This is a genomic window from Streptomyces sp. NPDC005803 (genome assembly GCF_040630435.1).
Taxonomy (GTDB): domain Bacteria; phylum Actinomycetota; class Actinomycetes; order Streptomycetales; family Streptomycetaceae; genus Streptomyces.
This window is the reverse complement of sequence record NZ_JBEXXO010000016.1, coordinates 30,929-45,436: the sequence shown is the minus strand read 5'-3', so window position 1 is coordinate 45,436 and position 14,508 is coordinate 30,929. Positions and strand designations below refer to the sequence as shown.

Genomic DNA, 14,508 nt, shown 5'->3' with positions numbered 1-14,508 from the left:
CCCGAGCTCCTTGCGCCATAAGTCGCCTTTGCCTGGCCCGACTTGCCCTGGAATCTCATGACTTCCTCATATTCGGGCGATCGATGCTGCTCAGAATTCTCGTCCGATTGACCTGTTGCAGAGGGCAGTTGGGCAGATACATTCAGCCGCGGTCGACGCGTTCCGGCGCACACACCCTCTCCTGTCGGAGGGTGAGTTCTGACCCGGGCCCGCGAAGTGCGGTCCTGTGCAAGGGCCAGTAATAGGGGAGTTAGGCATGGCTCAGGGCACCGTCAAATGGTTCAACGCGGAGAAGGGGTACGGCTTCATCGCGGTCGACGGTGGTGCGGATGTTTTCGTCCACTACAGTGCGATCCAGATGGACGGGTACCGCACCCTCGAAGAGGGTCAGCGAGTTGAATTCGAGATCTCGCAGGGCCAGAAGGGGCCGCAGGCGGACATGGTCAAGCTCGCCGTCGGCTGAGCCCGTCACCACGCGGTCGGCCATCGACACTACTCACGCACGGAGGGCCCGTACCCCTGGGGTACGGGCCCTCCGCGCGTTCCGCGCCACCCGGACGGCTCCCGCGGTTGTCCACACTCCGGAGGGGGACGCTTGCACTCTCGGGGGTCGAGTGCTAATCATTGGGCTTAGCACTCTCCAGGTGAGAGTGACAGAACTTGGACCGGGCCGGTGAGGCCCGCAGGTCTGGTGGAGCAAGGAACCGCCAGGCAGGCAGGCCGTCCGTCGCGGGCGCCTCTCGGTCCGGAGAAATCCACCCCTGTCCGGGAGGACCACTTCACATGGCCAAGATCATCGCGTTCGACGAGGAGGCCCGGCGCGGTCTCGAGCGCGGCATGAACCAGCTCGCCGACGCCGTCAAGGTCACCCTTGGCCCCAAGGGTCGCAACGTCGTCCTCGAGAAGAAGTGGGGCGCCCCCACGATCACCAACGATGGTGTTTCCATCGCCAAGGAGATCGAGCTGGAGGACCCGTACGAGAAGATCGGTGCGGAGCTGGTCAAGGAGGTCGCCAAGAAGACGGACGACGTCGCCGGCGACGGTACGACCACCGCCACCGTTCTCGCTCAGGCACTCGTCCGCGAGGGCCTGCGCAACGTGGCCGCGGGTGCGAACCCGATGGCTCTCAAGCGGGGCATCGAGAAGGCCGTCGAGGCCGTCTCCGCCGCCCTCCTGGAGCAGGCCAAGGACGTGGAGACCAAGGAGCAGATCGCTTCGACCGCCTCCATCTCCGCCGCCGACACCCAGATCGGCGAGCTCATCGCCGAGGCCATGGACAAGGTCGGCAAGGAAGGCGTCATCACCGTCGAGGAGTCCCAGACCTTCGGTCTGGAGCTGGAGCTCACCGAGGGTATGCGCTTCGACAAGGGCTACATCTCGGCGTACTTCGCCACGGACATGGAGCGCATGGAGTCGTCCCTGGACGACCCGTACATCCTGATCGTGAACTCGAAGATCAGCAACGTGAAGGACCTCCTTCCGCTGCTGGAGAAGGTCATGCAGTCCGGCAAGCCGCTGCTGATCATCGCCGAGGACGTCGAGGGCGAGGCCCTGTCGACCCTGGTCGTCAACAAGATCCGTGGCACCTTCAAGTCCGTCGCCGTCAAGGCTCCGGGCTTCGGTGACCGCCGCAAGGCCATGCTCGGCGACATCGCCATCCTCACCGGTGGCACCGTCATCTCCGAGGAGGTCGGCCTCAAGCTGGAGAACGCCGGTCTCGACCTGCTCGGCCGCGCCCGCAAGGTCGTCATCACCAAGGACGAGACGACGATCGTCGACGGCGCCGGTGACAGCGACCAGGTTCAGGGCCGCGTCAACCAGATCCGTGCCGAGATCGAGAACAGCGACTCGGACTACGACCGCGAGAAGCTCCAGGAGCGCCTTGCGAAGCTGGCCGGCGGCGTGGCCGTCATCAAGGCCGGCGCCGCGACCGAGGTCGAGCTCAAGGAGCGCAAGCACCGCATCGAGGACGCGGTGCGCAACGCCAAGGCCGCCGTCGAGGAGGGCATCGTCGCCGGTGGTGGCGTGGCTCTGCTCCAGGCCTCGGCCGTCTTCGAGAAGCTGGACCTCTCGGGTGACGAGGCGACCGGCGCCAACGCCGTCAAGCTGGCGCTGGAGGCTCCGCTCAAGCAGATCGCCGTCAACGGTGGTCTCGAGGGTGGCGTCGTCGTCGAGAAGGTGCGCAACCTGCCGATCGGTCACGGCCTGAACGCCGCGACCGGCGAGTACGTCGACATGATCGCCGAGGGCATTCTCGACCCGGCGAAGGTCACGCGCTCCGCCCTGCAGAACGCCGCGTCCATCGCCGCGCTCTTCCTCACCACCGAGGCCGTCATCGCCGACAAGCCGGAGAAGGCCGCCGCGGCCGCTCCGGGCGGCATGCCGGGCGGTGACATGGACTTCTGATCCTGACGGATCAGCGGTCCCGCACAGCAGTACACGGCACCGGCCCCCGGGGAGAGATCCCCGGGGGCCGGTGCCGTTCGCGTCCACTACGGGGTGAACACCATCTCCGGGAAGCGGTCCGCGGGTCCGTCCAGCAGGTGGTCGTCATGGCCGCGCAGCCACCGTCCGAAGAACGACGTCACATACGCCCGCGACGCGGCGGCCGCCCGGTCCGGCCGCACCGTCCCGACCACGGCCGCCAGTCCGCCGCCGGGCTCCACGCCCTGCCGGGCCAGCTGAGGCAGCAGCACCTGTGCGTCCGTGTACGAGGCGTGACGCGACCCGGTCAGGGTGACGTTCGCCTTCCAGCCACGGGTGTGCTGCCAGAACGCCGCCCAGGACGGCTGCCGGCGGTAGTCGCCCGAGCCCTCGCTCTCCGTCCCCATCAGCAGCAGCGGCCGGTCGAGGCCCTCCAGCGCCACCGTGCTCAGCCGGCTCCCGTCCGGCAGTTCCCCGCCGACGTAGTCCATCTGCCCGTCCATGTTGACGCCCGCCCGGATCCGGCGGTCGTCGTGCATGGTCTGGGCCGCGGTGAAGCCACCCGCGGAGTGGCCGAACATCCCGATGCTCCGCAGATCGAGTACGTCCCCGAAGCGCGTCCGGTTCAGCTCCGGGAGCCGGTCGAGGACGAACCGGGTATCGGCGACGCGCACCGCCACGACCTTGTGCAGCAGGGCGCTGACCGCGTCCGGATCGGTGGGCGGGGCCCCGTCGAAGATCCGCATGGGGGCGATGCGGCCACCGGGGAACTCCACCTCGGTGGCCTCGTAGGTGTGGTCGACGGTGACGACGGCATAGCCCTGGCTCGCCAGGTCGTCCACCAGCGTGGTGTTCCAGGTGCGCGGGTCGCCCAGCCCGGGGGAGTACAGGACGACGGGCAGCCGGCCGGCCCGCGGGTGCACGGGCGCGTCCCGGTGGGCGTGGCTGAGCGTGGCACCCCAGTCGACCGTCCCCGGCGCCATGCCCAGATTCAGGACGGCGGCCCCCTCGGGCCCCCCGAAGTGGACGGCCGCGGCGGCCGCCATCTGGGGCACGCGGGGCGCGGAGCCGCCGGGCGCGGCCGGGTAGCGGACGCTGACCATCAGTTCGCGGTACGGCACGTCCGTCGCCCACGGGTCGGTCCGGGTGCGGTCGACGAGGCGGAGGGCGAGGGCCCCGACGTCGAACGGGCCGGTGGGGCGCGGCAACCCGGCGGCCGGCAGCGCGGCCCCCGCGGCGGGGCCCGCGGCGGTGTTGCGCGTGCGGCGTCCTGGGGCGGCCGACGGCGTGGCGGTGGACGGTACGGCGGTTGACGGTACGGCGGACGCGGCCAGCAGGGCGGACGCGGCGAGCCCGGTGGCGAGCACCTGCCGGCGGCTGTGAGCGTGGGTACGCGTGGGCGGGACTGCGGTCACCTGAAACTCCCCGTTCGGACGGCACGGCACGGCACTGCACGGCACGGCACGGCTCGCGGTGCGCGACGGGCGCCGTGTGCGGCTGACGCCCCCACGATGCCCGGCGCAGCGCCCCTGGCGCGTGATACCCGGGTGCTCATTCGGCCGGGCGGTGCCTGCTACCCGGGTGCTCATATGGCCGGGCGGTGCCTGCTACCCGGGTATGAGCCCGGCCGCCGGGGCCGTGAGCACGGCACGCTGGAAGCGCGGAAGGACGTACCGCTGCGCGAGTACCGGGTACGGCCGAACCCTCGCTCGACGCACGGCAGTTCGTGCCGGTGCGCGTCACCGTGCACGCGGATGCGGGGTCGGCCCTGCCCGGCGGTGGGCGGGCCGGTTGCTCCTCGGCAGGGCCCCGCCTAGGGTCTTTCGTTCCTGTCCTGTTCTGTCTCGTCCCCGATCGCGGAGGAACCCGATGAGCTACGACGACCTCTGGGAGTACCCGCCGGACGCGGACATCGCGCGGCACGGGGAGTTCCGGCTCACGGTCGTCGAGCGGCCGTTTCCGCAAGGGGACGGCGAACTCCCCGCCCACGACCCGGCGCGCGCACGGGAGTTCGCCGCGTCGTTCGGCACGGTCGACGCGGTGGTGGAGGAGTCGGGGCGGATCGAAGCGGTCGAGCGGATGCCGTTCGCGACCCGTGCGGATCTCGACCTCGTCGGCGTCGGATGCTGGGGGGCGGTGACCGAGGTCAACGATCCGGCCCTGGTGGCCACCGGGGGCGCCCTCCCCCTCGCCGAGCAGGCGCAGGCGCTGGCCGCGCGCTTCCCCGGCGCGGTCGTCATCGGCTCGGCGAGGATCGACCACCCCGTGGCCTACCGCGCCCATGTCATCCACCACCCCGACGGCGTACGGCTGTTCGCGGCCGGGTGGAGCGGCGAGGGGGACTGGGACCGTGAGGGCCGCGTGCGGGACGTCGTCGAGGCGTTCGGTATCGGTCCCGGTGATCTGGCACGCAAGTCCATCGAACTCGACGACGAGCCAGGGGATTTCGCCTGGGACGGGCTGGTGCGGCTGGCCCTGGGGCGGACGGCCCCGCTGCCACGGGCCGGCCGCACGCTGTCGGTGTTCCGCGTCCGGCGGACCGAGGCGATCGCCGGTGATCTGGAGGACACCTGGATCGGGGAGCCGGACGGCTTCGAGGACGGCGGCGCCTTCTGAACGTAACGGTACGAAAGTGCGGAGATTTGGCGGGGACATGCTGACTTAACCCGTGGATTTTCACAGGCCCGCCCCTAGATTGGTCAACGGACGGCGCACTCAGACCAGTTGGCTTCGGAACCAACGGCGCCGCTCCACGGGGAGAAGTCAGTGAGTATCCGAATCCATCATCCAGTGCGCCCTCGGCGCGTGTGGGCGCGCCTGGCGCTCGCCGTCACCGCCGCGGCGGCCCTGACCCTGACCGGCCTTCCTGCCCTTGACCAGGCAGAGGCCGCGAAGGCGCCCAACGTCAAGCCGATGCGGTGCGACGAGAAGTACCTGAACAAGAAGTTCCCGTCCACCCCGGCCGACTCGGGGCCGCCGGCGAACCTGCCGTACGACGCGTGGCCGACCGACGAGAACTACACGTACGACAACCCGGCCAAGGCGTACGACGGGGTGCAGCCGCCGACCGATGCGCAGCGCACGGCGGCGGGCAAGAACTACCGCAAGTGGCAGCGGGTCTACAACAAGTCCCAGAACCCTGCGGACAAGGTCATGGAGATCTACGCCCGCTACAACAGCCAGTACGAGTCGGCCAACGGGTACAAGGACTTCAAGCGCTTCCTCGACGTGCGCTACATCGGCAACCACGGCAACCCGCGCCGGGGTGAGGCGTTCGAGGCCCGCATGGTCAAGAAGTACAACATGGTCGGCCCCGACTGGTGGTGCCAGGACACGATCGAGTACACCGACCCCGAGACCGGGGAGAAGCGCACCCGCGTCGTCGACATGCACCAGCGCCGCACCGAGCTCAAGGTCGAGACCAAGTCCAACGGCAAGATCGAGAAGGATCAGCTGGTCGCCGACCGGCAGATAGCCAAGGAGCGGCCGAAGTCGACGTTCCGGTACGTGACGGGCGCGAAGACCGAGGACTCCACCAAGCGGCAGATCCAGCAGTTCGACGAGGATCTCAAGCGGGACCGGAACACCAACCGCACCCAGGCCGGGGTCAACGAGCGTCGGTCCAACGCGATCGAGCGCACCCAGAAGCCGAACGTCTACACGAACTACGACAAGCGCTTCAACCCCGACCCGCTCAAGGGCGGCCGGGGACCGATCATCGACGAGGCCCTGCGTTCCGGCAAGACGGTCGAGGAGGCGCGCCGGCTCCAGGCCCAGTACAACCAGAACAACCGGGGCGGCTACTTCGGCCGGGGGCCGGGCGGCATCGACTTCTCCACCATGGAGATCAACTACGTCGGGACGCCCGTCAAGGGCAAGGGTCTCGACTACTCGATGAAGGCCGACTACGTGAAGGACCCGGACACGGAGCCCGGTTACGGCGGCGACGCCAAGCTGCAGCTCGCCTCGGACGCCTTCTTCACCTGGCTCGCCCTGACCCCGGACAAGTTCTGGGTCAACCTCAACCCGATCCGGCCCGACGTGATCATGGACAAGGAGTTCGCGAAGACGGACGCGGGGCGCGTCCTGCTGGAGTCCGACCTGACGCTCAAGCACGACTACGCCGACGCGATGAACCCGGACAAGTACGAGCGGGGGGAGACCTTCTGGAAGGCGGTGCCCCGCACCCCGGAGGGCATGCCGTGCCTGCCCGTCATCCGTCAGTGGATCACCCCGAAGCCCGCGAAGATCCGCGAGCAGGACGGCGGGGTCTACATCCTCGACGCGCCGCTGCAGGTCAACATGGAGGTCCCCACCGGGCCCGACGTGCCGCAGGGCGGGTGCAAGCTCACCGAGGCGCAGACCAAGCAGGCCGAGTCGCTGATCCGCACGATGATCCGGCCGGAGCTCGAACGCCGGGTGAACGAGGACAAGCCCTACGCCGACCTGCGCCGCGTCTACTCCTCGCGGGTGGCGGCGGAGTACATCCGCCGCAAGGACGCGGTGGAGGCGACCGACTTCCGCAAGATCATCAACAGCGATGACGTCAAGCGGTGGCCACTCAGGGGCGAGAACAAGGACTGGGACAAGAAGACCGTCTACGACAAGTACGTCGACTCGTTCAAGAACGGCGACTACAAGTTCGAGCGCGTCTACGACGGCAAGGTGTGGATCCTGTCCATGGGCGGGGTCGACTTCTCCAAGGCACCGAAGAAGAACATCACCCGCACCCAGTTCGACACCGAGCACAAGGGACTGGACCGGACCACCAAGACCTCCGTGCAGGCCCAGGTGACCTACCAGGACACGGACACGGCCTACCTCGGTGGGAGCACGGCGGATCAGCCGACGACTCCGGAGGACCCGAAGCCGACGCCGTCGCCGACCGGTACGGGCGGCACGAAGCCGACGGACGGACCGTCGTCCCCGACGCCGACGCCGTCCACACCCGGTGACCACGCCACCACCCCGCCGGCCAAGAGCCCCGGGGGCGGCCTCGCCCACACCGGGAACGACCTGCCGGTCGGCCTGATCACCGGAGCGGCCGTGGCGCTCGCCGTGGTGGGCGGCGCGCTGACGTGGTGGATGCGACGCAGGAGGGTCGCCGGCCACTGACCCTCTCCGCACGGACGCTGTCCCCCGCACCCGCTCATCGGGCATGGGTGCGGGGGACAGCCATGCGGTCCTCGGCCGGACCGCACGGACTCAGCCCCTTGCCGTACCTGGGCAACGACGCAGGAGCGGACGTCACGCGGAAGGCGCGGATGCGGACACGCGACGGTGCGACGCCGTGGTGCGACGGGCCGGCGGTTACCGCCCGGGCCGCTCGTCCCGGGGCGTCAGCCCGGCGCGGATCTCGCTCACCCTGGCCCGTACGCCCTGCTCGGGCACGGCGTCCCGCGGACCACGGGGAGCCGGTGACGGGTTACCGCGGCAGGGGGCGCACAGGCCGCCCACCATGGACTCCGGGCTGCCGGGGGAGCGGCACTCGCCGCATTCCAGGGTCCGCAGGACGACCTGGCGGGGCGACGGGAGCACGCGCTCGGGCGGCAGTTTGTCGAGCAGCCTCCTGCGGACGAACGCGGCGGAGTGATGCACCCGCGCCGGGAGCCCCTCGGTCAGGGCGTGCAGCACCTCCGCCTCGGTGGCCCCACGCTCCAGCCACCGGCTGACCTGCGGCTCCAGCGCCACGCAGTGCGCCTCGGACAGCGACAGCGCGGGGGCCGTGCGCCCGAGCGCGGCCAGCAGGGTGAACGAACGGGAGCGGACGGGCCGTTGCGGCTTAGGCGGTACGTCGCCCCGGGTGAAAGCCGCCCACCACGCGTCGTCGCGGGCGGTACGGGAGAAGAACGTACGCGTCACCCAGAGCAGCACCTCCTCGGTCACCACGCACTCACTGCCCCGGCGCAGATGACCTGCCTCCTGGAGCCGGTTCAGCGTGGTCCGGATCGCGCACTGCCCGTACGGAAGGGCCTTGGCGAGGGTCTTCACGGAGATGTCGGCACCGTCGCACAGCCCGTCGATGTACGAGGCGACGGCCGCGTCGCGGGGGAGGAGGTGCGCGAAGTCATGGCCGGTGCGGGGGCGTTGGTCCGGTGCCGAACGCTTGCCGTAGCCGGGGTTCGCCATCGGGTGGTCGAGCGTGGGGACGGGGACGGGGTTGGGGGCGGGGCCGGGTGGGGGGAGGGGGGCGGCATTAAACTGGCTGACAGCCATGAGATCGCCTCTGGATCGAAGTGGTCAGGCCCCTGCTCGGTGTTTGCGCACCGGCGGGGGCCGTCGTGTCGGGGCTGACGCTAGAGCGTCGCTACCCTCCGTCGCAAGTCGGTCGCGAAAAGTCAACCCGCCAGGCAGGGAGGGTGGGTGGGAAGCAATCCCTCCACCCCTTCCGCTGAAAGAGCGCTCGGATCTCGACGCTTGAGCCCCGGGCCGCGAACCCGGCGGCCGGAGCCGCGCGGCGGAGCCGGCCTCGGGGCGTCGGGGCATCGGGGCGTCGGGGCGTCGGGCCATGGGGGCCGACGCCACGTCCCGCGCACATTCGGCGTGGAGCGAGCGAGGGGCGTGCCCCGCGCCCTCGCGTACGTGAGGCCGCCCCCGCCGCAGCTGCCGCGCCCACGTCACTTCCCCTGGCCCGAAGCGCCTGCGACTCCCGCGCGCCTCGCAACGACTCGGCTCACGTACGCAAGAAAGCGATGGCGAGTTGCAGTTATGCGGCAAGGCTGAGAAATCTCTTCGCAGGACCCTTGTGGGCGGAGACGTGCGGGTCCTACTGTCGCCTCACCTTCTCGGCGGCCGACCCATCCGGACGTCCCGGTCGTTCACCCCTCCTCAGAGAAACGGGCCTGCGATGTCACGGAAGTTCACCGGTGTCGGAGCGAGGGCGCGAAGACCGCGCCGAACAGGGCGGTACCCGGCCGCGCTCGCCGCGATGACCGCCGCCGCCGTCGGCCTCGGCGTGCTGACCGGTACGCCCGCGGTCGCCCGCCCCGCCGCCGCCCCGTCCCCCGTCGTCACCCGGGCCGCCCTCGACCCGGCGCTCGTGGCCGGCCGGGGCGCGAAGGTGGCGTTCGCCGAGCAGGAGGCCGAGAACGCGGCCACCGACGGCACGGTCATCGGCCCGGACCGCACCGCGTACACGCTCCCGTCCGAGGCGTCCGGCCGTAAGGCGGTGCGCCTGGAGCCGGGCGAGCACGTCGAGTTCACGCTGCCGGGCGCGGCCAACGCGATCACGGTGCGCTACAGCATCCCGGACGCCCCCGGCGGCGGTGGGATCACCGCACCGCTCGACGTCGCGGTGAACGGCAAGAAGCGCTCCGCGATGACGCTGACCTCGCAGTACTCCTGGCTGTACAACCAGTACCCGTTCTCCGACGACCCGGACGCCGGGCTGCTCCACCCCGACTGGTGGATCACCGAGTGCTCCTGCGTGCCCGCCGCCACGACCCCCGCCCCGGTCGTCGCGAAGCCCTTCCGGCCCAGCCACTTCTACGACGAGCAGCGCCTCCTGCTCGGCCGGACGTACCGCGCCGGCGACACCGTACGGCTCACCGCCCCCGCCGGGAGCCGGGCCGCCTGGACGGTGGTCGACCTGCTGGACTCGGAGCTCGTCGGCCGTCCGCACGTCGAGCCGTTCGCCGTCAACGTCCTCGCCTTCGGGGCCGATCCGATCGGCCGGCGTGAGGCGGCGGACGCGATCGACAAGGCCATCGCGTTCGCCCGGCGCACGCACCAGACGGTGTACATCCCGCCGGGTACGTACCGGGTCGACCGGCACATCGTCGTCGACGACGTGACGATCACCGGCGCGGGCAACTGGTACACGAAGATCAAGGGCCGCGAGACCGCGCTCGACAGCCCGTCCGCCGACGGCTCGGTCCACACCGGCGTCGGCTTCTACGGAAAGGACGCGGCCGACGGCGGCAGCCGCGACGTCCACCTGTCCGGCTTCGCCATCGAGGGCGACGTACGCACGCGCATCGACACCGACCAGGTGAACGGCATCGGCGGCGCGATGAGCGACTCGACCATCGAGGGCCTGCACATCAGCCACACCAAGGTCGGCATGTGGTTCGACGGCCCGATGTCCCACCTGCGGATCACCGGCACCGTCATCGTCGACCAGATCGCCGACGCCATCAACTTCCACACCGGGGTGACCGATTCGCGGGTCACCCACACCTTCGTACGCAACTCCGGCGACGACGGTCTGGCGATGTGGTCCGAGAAGACCCCGAACGCCCGCAACACCTTCGACCACAACACCGTCCAGACTCCGGTCCTCGCCAACGGCATCGCGGTCTACGGCGGCACCGACGCCACCGTGTCGAACAACCTGGTCGCCGACCCTGTCCGCGAGGGCAGCGCCCTGCACGTCGGCTCCCGCTTCGGCGCAGAGCCCTTCGCCGGGAAGCTGAACCTCACGGCCAACACGACGGTGCGCGCCGGTACGTACGAGCTGAACTGGAAGATCGGGCTCGGCGCGCTCTGGATCTTCGCCCTGGACAGGAGCATCGACGCCGCCGACATCCAGGTCACCGGCACCGACTTCCTCGACAGCACCTACAACGCCATCATGCTGGTGTCCGACTGGGCGGTGAAGGACCGCTACGTCATCAAGGGCGTCCACTTCAAGGACATCAAGGCCGACGGCACCGGCACCTCGGTGGTGAGCGCCCGCGCGGCGGGCGGGGCGACCTTCGAGAACGTGGACGCGCGCCACGTCGGCGCGGTCGGCGTCAACAACTGCGGCTCGTTCAACTTCCCCGCGACCGGTTCGGAGTTCTCCCTCACGGACCTGGGCGGCAACGACGGCGGCTGGCTCGCCCCCTGGCTGCTGCCCAACACGATCACGTGCGACGACCGCCCGCCCGTCGTCCCACCGCCCGCCCCGGGGACGTGGTGACGCCGGACGGCGAGTGCGGGAAGCGCCGCGACACGTGACCGGCTGAGGACCGAGGGCCCCGACTGCTCTCGGTCCTCAGCCGGTCCGGCGCTTGACCAGGCCCGACGGCTCTCGTCCCAGCCGGTCCGGTCCGGCGCTTGAGCTCCGGGGTGGGCGGTGCGGGCGGGGGATCAGATGTGCGCGTCCTCGACGGTGTCCCCGGCCGGGACGGGGGTGTCCCGGATGCCGTTGACCAGGGTCGTGATGCCCCACGACATGCGCTGCTCCGCCGTGCCGGAGACCAGCTGCGCGGCGAGGCCCGCGAGGTGCGGGTGGGTGAGCGCGGACGCTCCGTGGACGGCGCCGGTGAGGGCGTCCCACTCGTCCTGGGCGTGGGTGGACTGATCGCGCAGCGCCTGTTCGGCGGCGGTGGCGGTGGCGTACTGGAGGAGCATGTCGACGCCCCAGGCGGCCTGGCCGGGCGGGACGCCGCCCTCGTCCAGGAGGCCGAGCAGCGACTCGATCAGGCCGAGGTAGTGCGCGCCGCTGGGGCGGGTGACCAGGGCGGAACGGGCCAGGCCGGGGTGGGCGAACAGTGTGTCGGTGTACGCGGTGAGCAGGCCCTCCAGGCGCTCGCGCCAGTCGCCGCCGTCCGGCATGCGCAGGGTGCCGAGCAGCTCGTCGAGGATCGCCGCGTGCAGCTCGGCGGTGTTGGCCACGTAGACGTACAGCGAGGCCGGGCCGGTGTCCAGCTCCTGTGCCAGGCGGCGCATGGTCACCTTGCCCAGACCCTCGGCTTCCATGATGGCGACCGCCGTCGCCACGATGCCGGACCGGGAGAGGGCGGGTTTGGCGGGGCGTTCCCGGCGACTGCGCTGGTGCTGACCGGAGGGGTTGTCCATGCGGCCCACCGTAACGAACGCGTTCCGGCCGAACAAAGCCGTGACGTACGCGTTCGCCCCCCACTCGCGTGACTTCCCACGAACGCGTTCGCTCTCCTTCCTTCGGGTAAATCCTCACGAACGCGTTCGCTACGAACTTGTTCGTGGCGAACATGTTCGCTACCTTGAAGAGGACCTCTTCGAACCTCCCTGAGCCCGTACGAAGGAGATGGCTGCCATGTCCGCAAGCACCGACACCACGTCCGCCACCGCACGAGAGCCCGCACGGACCTCGCCGACCAGAGCGGCCATGTGGCTGATCCTCGGTCTGGTCCTGGTCGCCGACGCGCTCGACATGATCGACTCCACGGTCACCAACATCGCCGCGCCCACCATCGAGCACGACCTGGGCGGCGGCGAATCCCTGATCAAATGGCTCGGCTCCGCCTACGCCTTGTCAATGGGCGTCCTGCTCGTCATCGGCGGACGCCTCGGCGACAAGTTCGGCCAGCGACGGCTGTTCCTGATCGGGATGACCGGCTTCACGCTCGCCTCCGCCGTCTGCGGCCTCTCGCCCGACCCCGCGCTCATGATCGTCGCCCGCGCCGTGCAGGGGGCCTTCGGCGCTCTGCTCATCCCGCAGGGGATGGCGATCATGACCAAGACCTTCCCCCGCGACATGCTCCGCAAGGCGTTCAGCCTCTTCGGTCCGCTGCTCGGGGTGGCGACGGTCGGCGGTCCCATCCTGGCCGGATTCGTCATCGACGCGGACATCGCGGACCTGTCCTGGCGTCCTGTCTTCCTGGTCAACATCCTGCTCGGCACGGCCGGCACCGTGATGGCCGCCCGGCTGCTGCCCCGTACCGGCCACGACGCCTCGGTCACCGTCGACGGGACCGGCGCGGCGCTGCTCGGCGTGACCATGTTCGGCCTGCTCTTCGGCCTCATCGAGGGGTCCGGCGGCGGATGGGGGCCCGTGCCCGTCGTCAGCCTCGTCGTGGGCGCCGCGTTCTTCGTCCTCTTCGCCCGCCGCCAGCGGACGGCCGCGAGCCCTCTGATCAAGCCGTCACTCATGAAGAACCGCGGCTTCACGTCCGGATTGATCGTCGGCCTGCTGTACTTCGCCGTCACCAGCGGACTCGTCTACGTCATGTCCCTGTTCATGCAGGGGGCCTTGCACTCCTCGCCCGGTGACACCGCACTCGGACTGCTGCCGCTGACCATCGGCATCATCATCGCCGCGGGTGGCTGCATGGCCCTTATCAAGAAGCTGGGACGCACCCTCATCCTCATCGGCATGCTCATCACCCTCGCCGGAGGCGGCTGGATGCTCGCCCTCGTCACGGCCCACGGCACCGACCTCAGCCTGTGGGACCTGGCCCCCGCCGTCCTGGTGACCGGCATGGGCATGGGCGCCTGCTTCGGCACCATCTTCGACATCGCTCTCGGCGGCATCGACCCCGACGAGGCGGGCAGCGCCAGCGGCTCGCTCAGCGCCATCCAGCAGATCGCCGCGGGCATCGGATCGGCCACCGTCACCACGGTCTACTTCCACAGCGGCGCACCGGCCCACGCCATGACCGTCAGCCTCGTCACCGTCCTGGCCATCACCGCGGCCTGCCTGCCCGCACTGTTCCTCATGCCCCGCCACGCGCCCGCCGAGGAGGGCGAGGAGCAGTCCGCCTGAGGACGACGCGACCTGTGGCAACGCCGGGTAATCCGCGGCCCGGCGTGGCACGATTTCACAGGTGACCAGCAGAACCGATCCTGCACAGCACTTGAGCGATCTCGCCCGGCTCCGCCGCGTACGCGACCGCATAGACCGGGAGTACGCGCAGCCGCTGGACGTCGAGGCGCTCGCCCGCGGTGTGCACATGTCCGCCGGACATCTCAGCCGGGAATTCCGGCGCGCCTACGGCGAGCCCCCGTACGGCTACCTCATGACCCGGCGCATCGAGCGGGCGATGGCCCTGCTGCGCCGCGGCGACCTCAGTGTCACCGAGGTCTGCTTCGAGGTCGGCTGCTCCTCGCTGGGCACCTTCAGCAGCCGCTTCACGGAACTGGTCGGGGTCTCGCCCAGCGTCTACCGGCGCCAGGCGGAGGAGGCCGGGGCGGAGCAGGCCGGAGCGGGGCAGGCCGGGGCGGGGCAGGCCGGGGCGGGGCGAGCCGGGGCGGGGGTGCCGTCGTGCCTGGAGAAGCAGGTGACACGACCCATCAGGAATCGAGAAGCGCCGGCGAAGAAGCCGCAATAACGTGACGGCCGTGGACGTCAGCATGCGCTCGGTCCTCCGCCCGCGCTGAGCCGTCCCACGACCACAGCTG

Annotated in this window: 10 protein-coding genes; 7 read left to right on the top strand and 3 right to left on the bottom strand. The window is 70.3% G+C overall.

Translation table 11 applies throughout. From position 1 onward, the window contains the following. The first annotated feature begins 256 nt into the window (after positions 1-256). Both ABZ454_RS22580 and groL read left to right on the top strand, forming a co-directional pair. The gene (locus ABZ454_RS22580; protein ID WP_003967346.1) at positions 257-463 is read left to right on the top strand and encodes a cold-shock protein; all 207 of its coding nucleotides are present in this window, start codon (positions 257-259) and stop codon (positions 461-463) included. A 320-nt stretch (positions 464-783) separates the two neighbouring features. After that, entirely contained in the window at positions 784-2,406 is a 1,623-nt protein-coding gene (groL, locus tag ABZ454_RS22575; RefSeq protein ID WP_356319031.1) for a chaperonin GroEL, read from the top strand. A gap of 86 nt (positions 2,407-2,492) precedes the next feature. On the opposite strand, the gene ABZ454_RS22570 is transcribed toward groL, so the two are convergent. Beyond that, positions 2,493-3,839, bottom strand: a complete 1,347-nt coding sequence (locus ABZ454_RS22570) for an esterase (protein WP_359540241.1) — start codon at positions 3,837-3,839, stop codon at positions 2,493-2,495. A gap of 454 nt (positions 3,840-4,293) precedes the next feature. On the opposite strand from ABZ454_RS22570, the gene ABZ454_RS22565 reads away from it, so the two are divergent. After that, positions 4,294-5,040 carry a DUF6333 family protein gene (locus ABZ454_RS22565; protein WP_359540239.1) on the top strand — a complete coding sequence of 249 codons (747 nt, stop codon included), beginning with the start codon at positions 4,294-4,296 and terminating at the stop codon, positions 5,038-5,040. Between the two features lie 189 nt (positions 5,041-5,229). Next, positions 5,230-7,539, top strand: a complete 2,310-nt coding sequence (locus tag ABZ454_RS22560; protein ID WP_359540237.1) for a hypothetical protein — start codon at positions 5,230-5,232, stop codon at positions 7,537-7,539. Between the two features lie 195 nt (positions 7,540-7,734). Here ABZ454_RS22560 and ABZ454_RS22555 read toward each other — a convergent pair whose 3' ends face one another. Beyond that, complete coding sequence (locus ABZ454_RS22555) at positions 7,735-8,553, bottom strand: hypothetical protein (protein WP_359540501.1); 819 nt, start codon at positions 8,551-8,553, stop codon at positions 7,735-7,737. A 718-nt stretch (positions 8,554-9,271) separates the two neighbouring features. Here ABZ454_RS22555 and ABZ454_RS22550 point away from each other — a divergent pair. Beyond that, complete coding sequence (locus ABZ454_RS22550; RefSeq protein ID WP_359540235.1) at positions 9,272-11,326, top strand: glycosyl hydrolase family 28-related protein; 2,055 nt, start codon at positions 9,272-9,274, stop codon at positions 11,324-11,326. Between the two features lie 170 nt (positions 11,327-11,496). On the opposite strand, the gene ABZ454_RS22545 is transcribed toward ABZ454_RS22550, so the two are convergent. Beyond that, on the bottom strand, positions 11,497-12,207 hold the full coding sequence (locus tag ABZ454_RS22545) for a TetR/AcrR family transcriptional regulator (protein WP_356319036.1): 711 nt from the start codon (positions 12,205-12,207) through the stop codon (positions 11,497-11,499). Between the two features lie 217 nt (positions 12,208-12,424). On the opposite strand from ABZ454_RS22545, the gene ABZ454_RS22540 reads away from it, so the two are divergent. Beyond that, positions 12,425-13,873, top strand: a complete 1,449-nt coding sequence (locus ABZ454_RS22540) for an MFS transporter (protein WP_359540233.1) — start codon at positions 12,425-12,427, stop codon at positions 13,871-13,873. 61 nt (positions 13,874-13,934) lie between these two features. After that, the gene (locus ABZ454_RS22535) at positions 13,935-14,438 is read left to right on the top strand and encodes a helix-turn-helix transcriptional regulator (protein ID WP_359540232.1); all 504 of its coding nucleotides are present in this window, start codon (positions 13,935-13,937) and stop codon (positions 14,436-14,438) included. Positions 14,439-14,508: the final 70 nt, after the last annotated feature.

Bases quoted from the DNA above. Each gene is read 5' to 3' on its own strand.
- ABZ454_RS22550 (WP_359540235.1), top strand. From the start codon at position 9,272: ATGTCACGGAAGTTCACCGGTGTCGGAGCGAGGGCGCGAAGACCGCGC.
- groL (WP_356319031.1), top strand. From the start codon at position 784: ATGGCCAAGATCATCGCGTTCGACGAGGAGGCCCGGCGCGGTCTCGAG.
- ABZ454_RS22540 (WP_359540233.1), top strand. From the start codon at position 12,425: ATGTCCGCAAGCACCGACACCACGTCCGCCACCGCACGAGAGCCCGCA.
- ABZ454_RS22555 (WP_359540501.1), bottom strand. From the start codon at position 8,553: ATGGCGAACCCCGGCTACGGCAAGCGTTCGGCACCGGACCAACGCCCC.
- ABZ454_RS22565 (WP_359540239.1), top strand. From the start codon at position 4,294: ATGAGCTACGACGACCTCTGGGAGTACCCGCCGGACGCGGACATCGCG.
- ABZ454_RS22580 (WP_003967346.1), top strand. From the start codon at position 257: ATGGCTCAGGGCACCGTCAAATGGTTCAACGCGGAGAAGGGGTACGGC.
- ABZ454_RS22545 (WP_356319036.1), bottom strand. From the start codon at position 12,207: ATGGACAACCCCTCCGGTCAGCACCAGCGCAGTCGCCGGGAACGCCCC.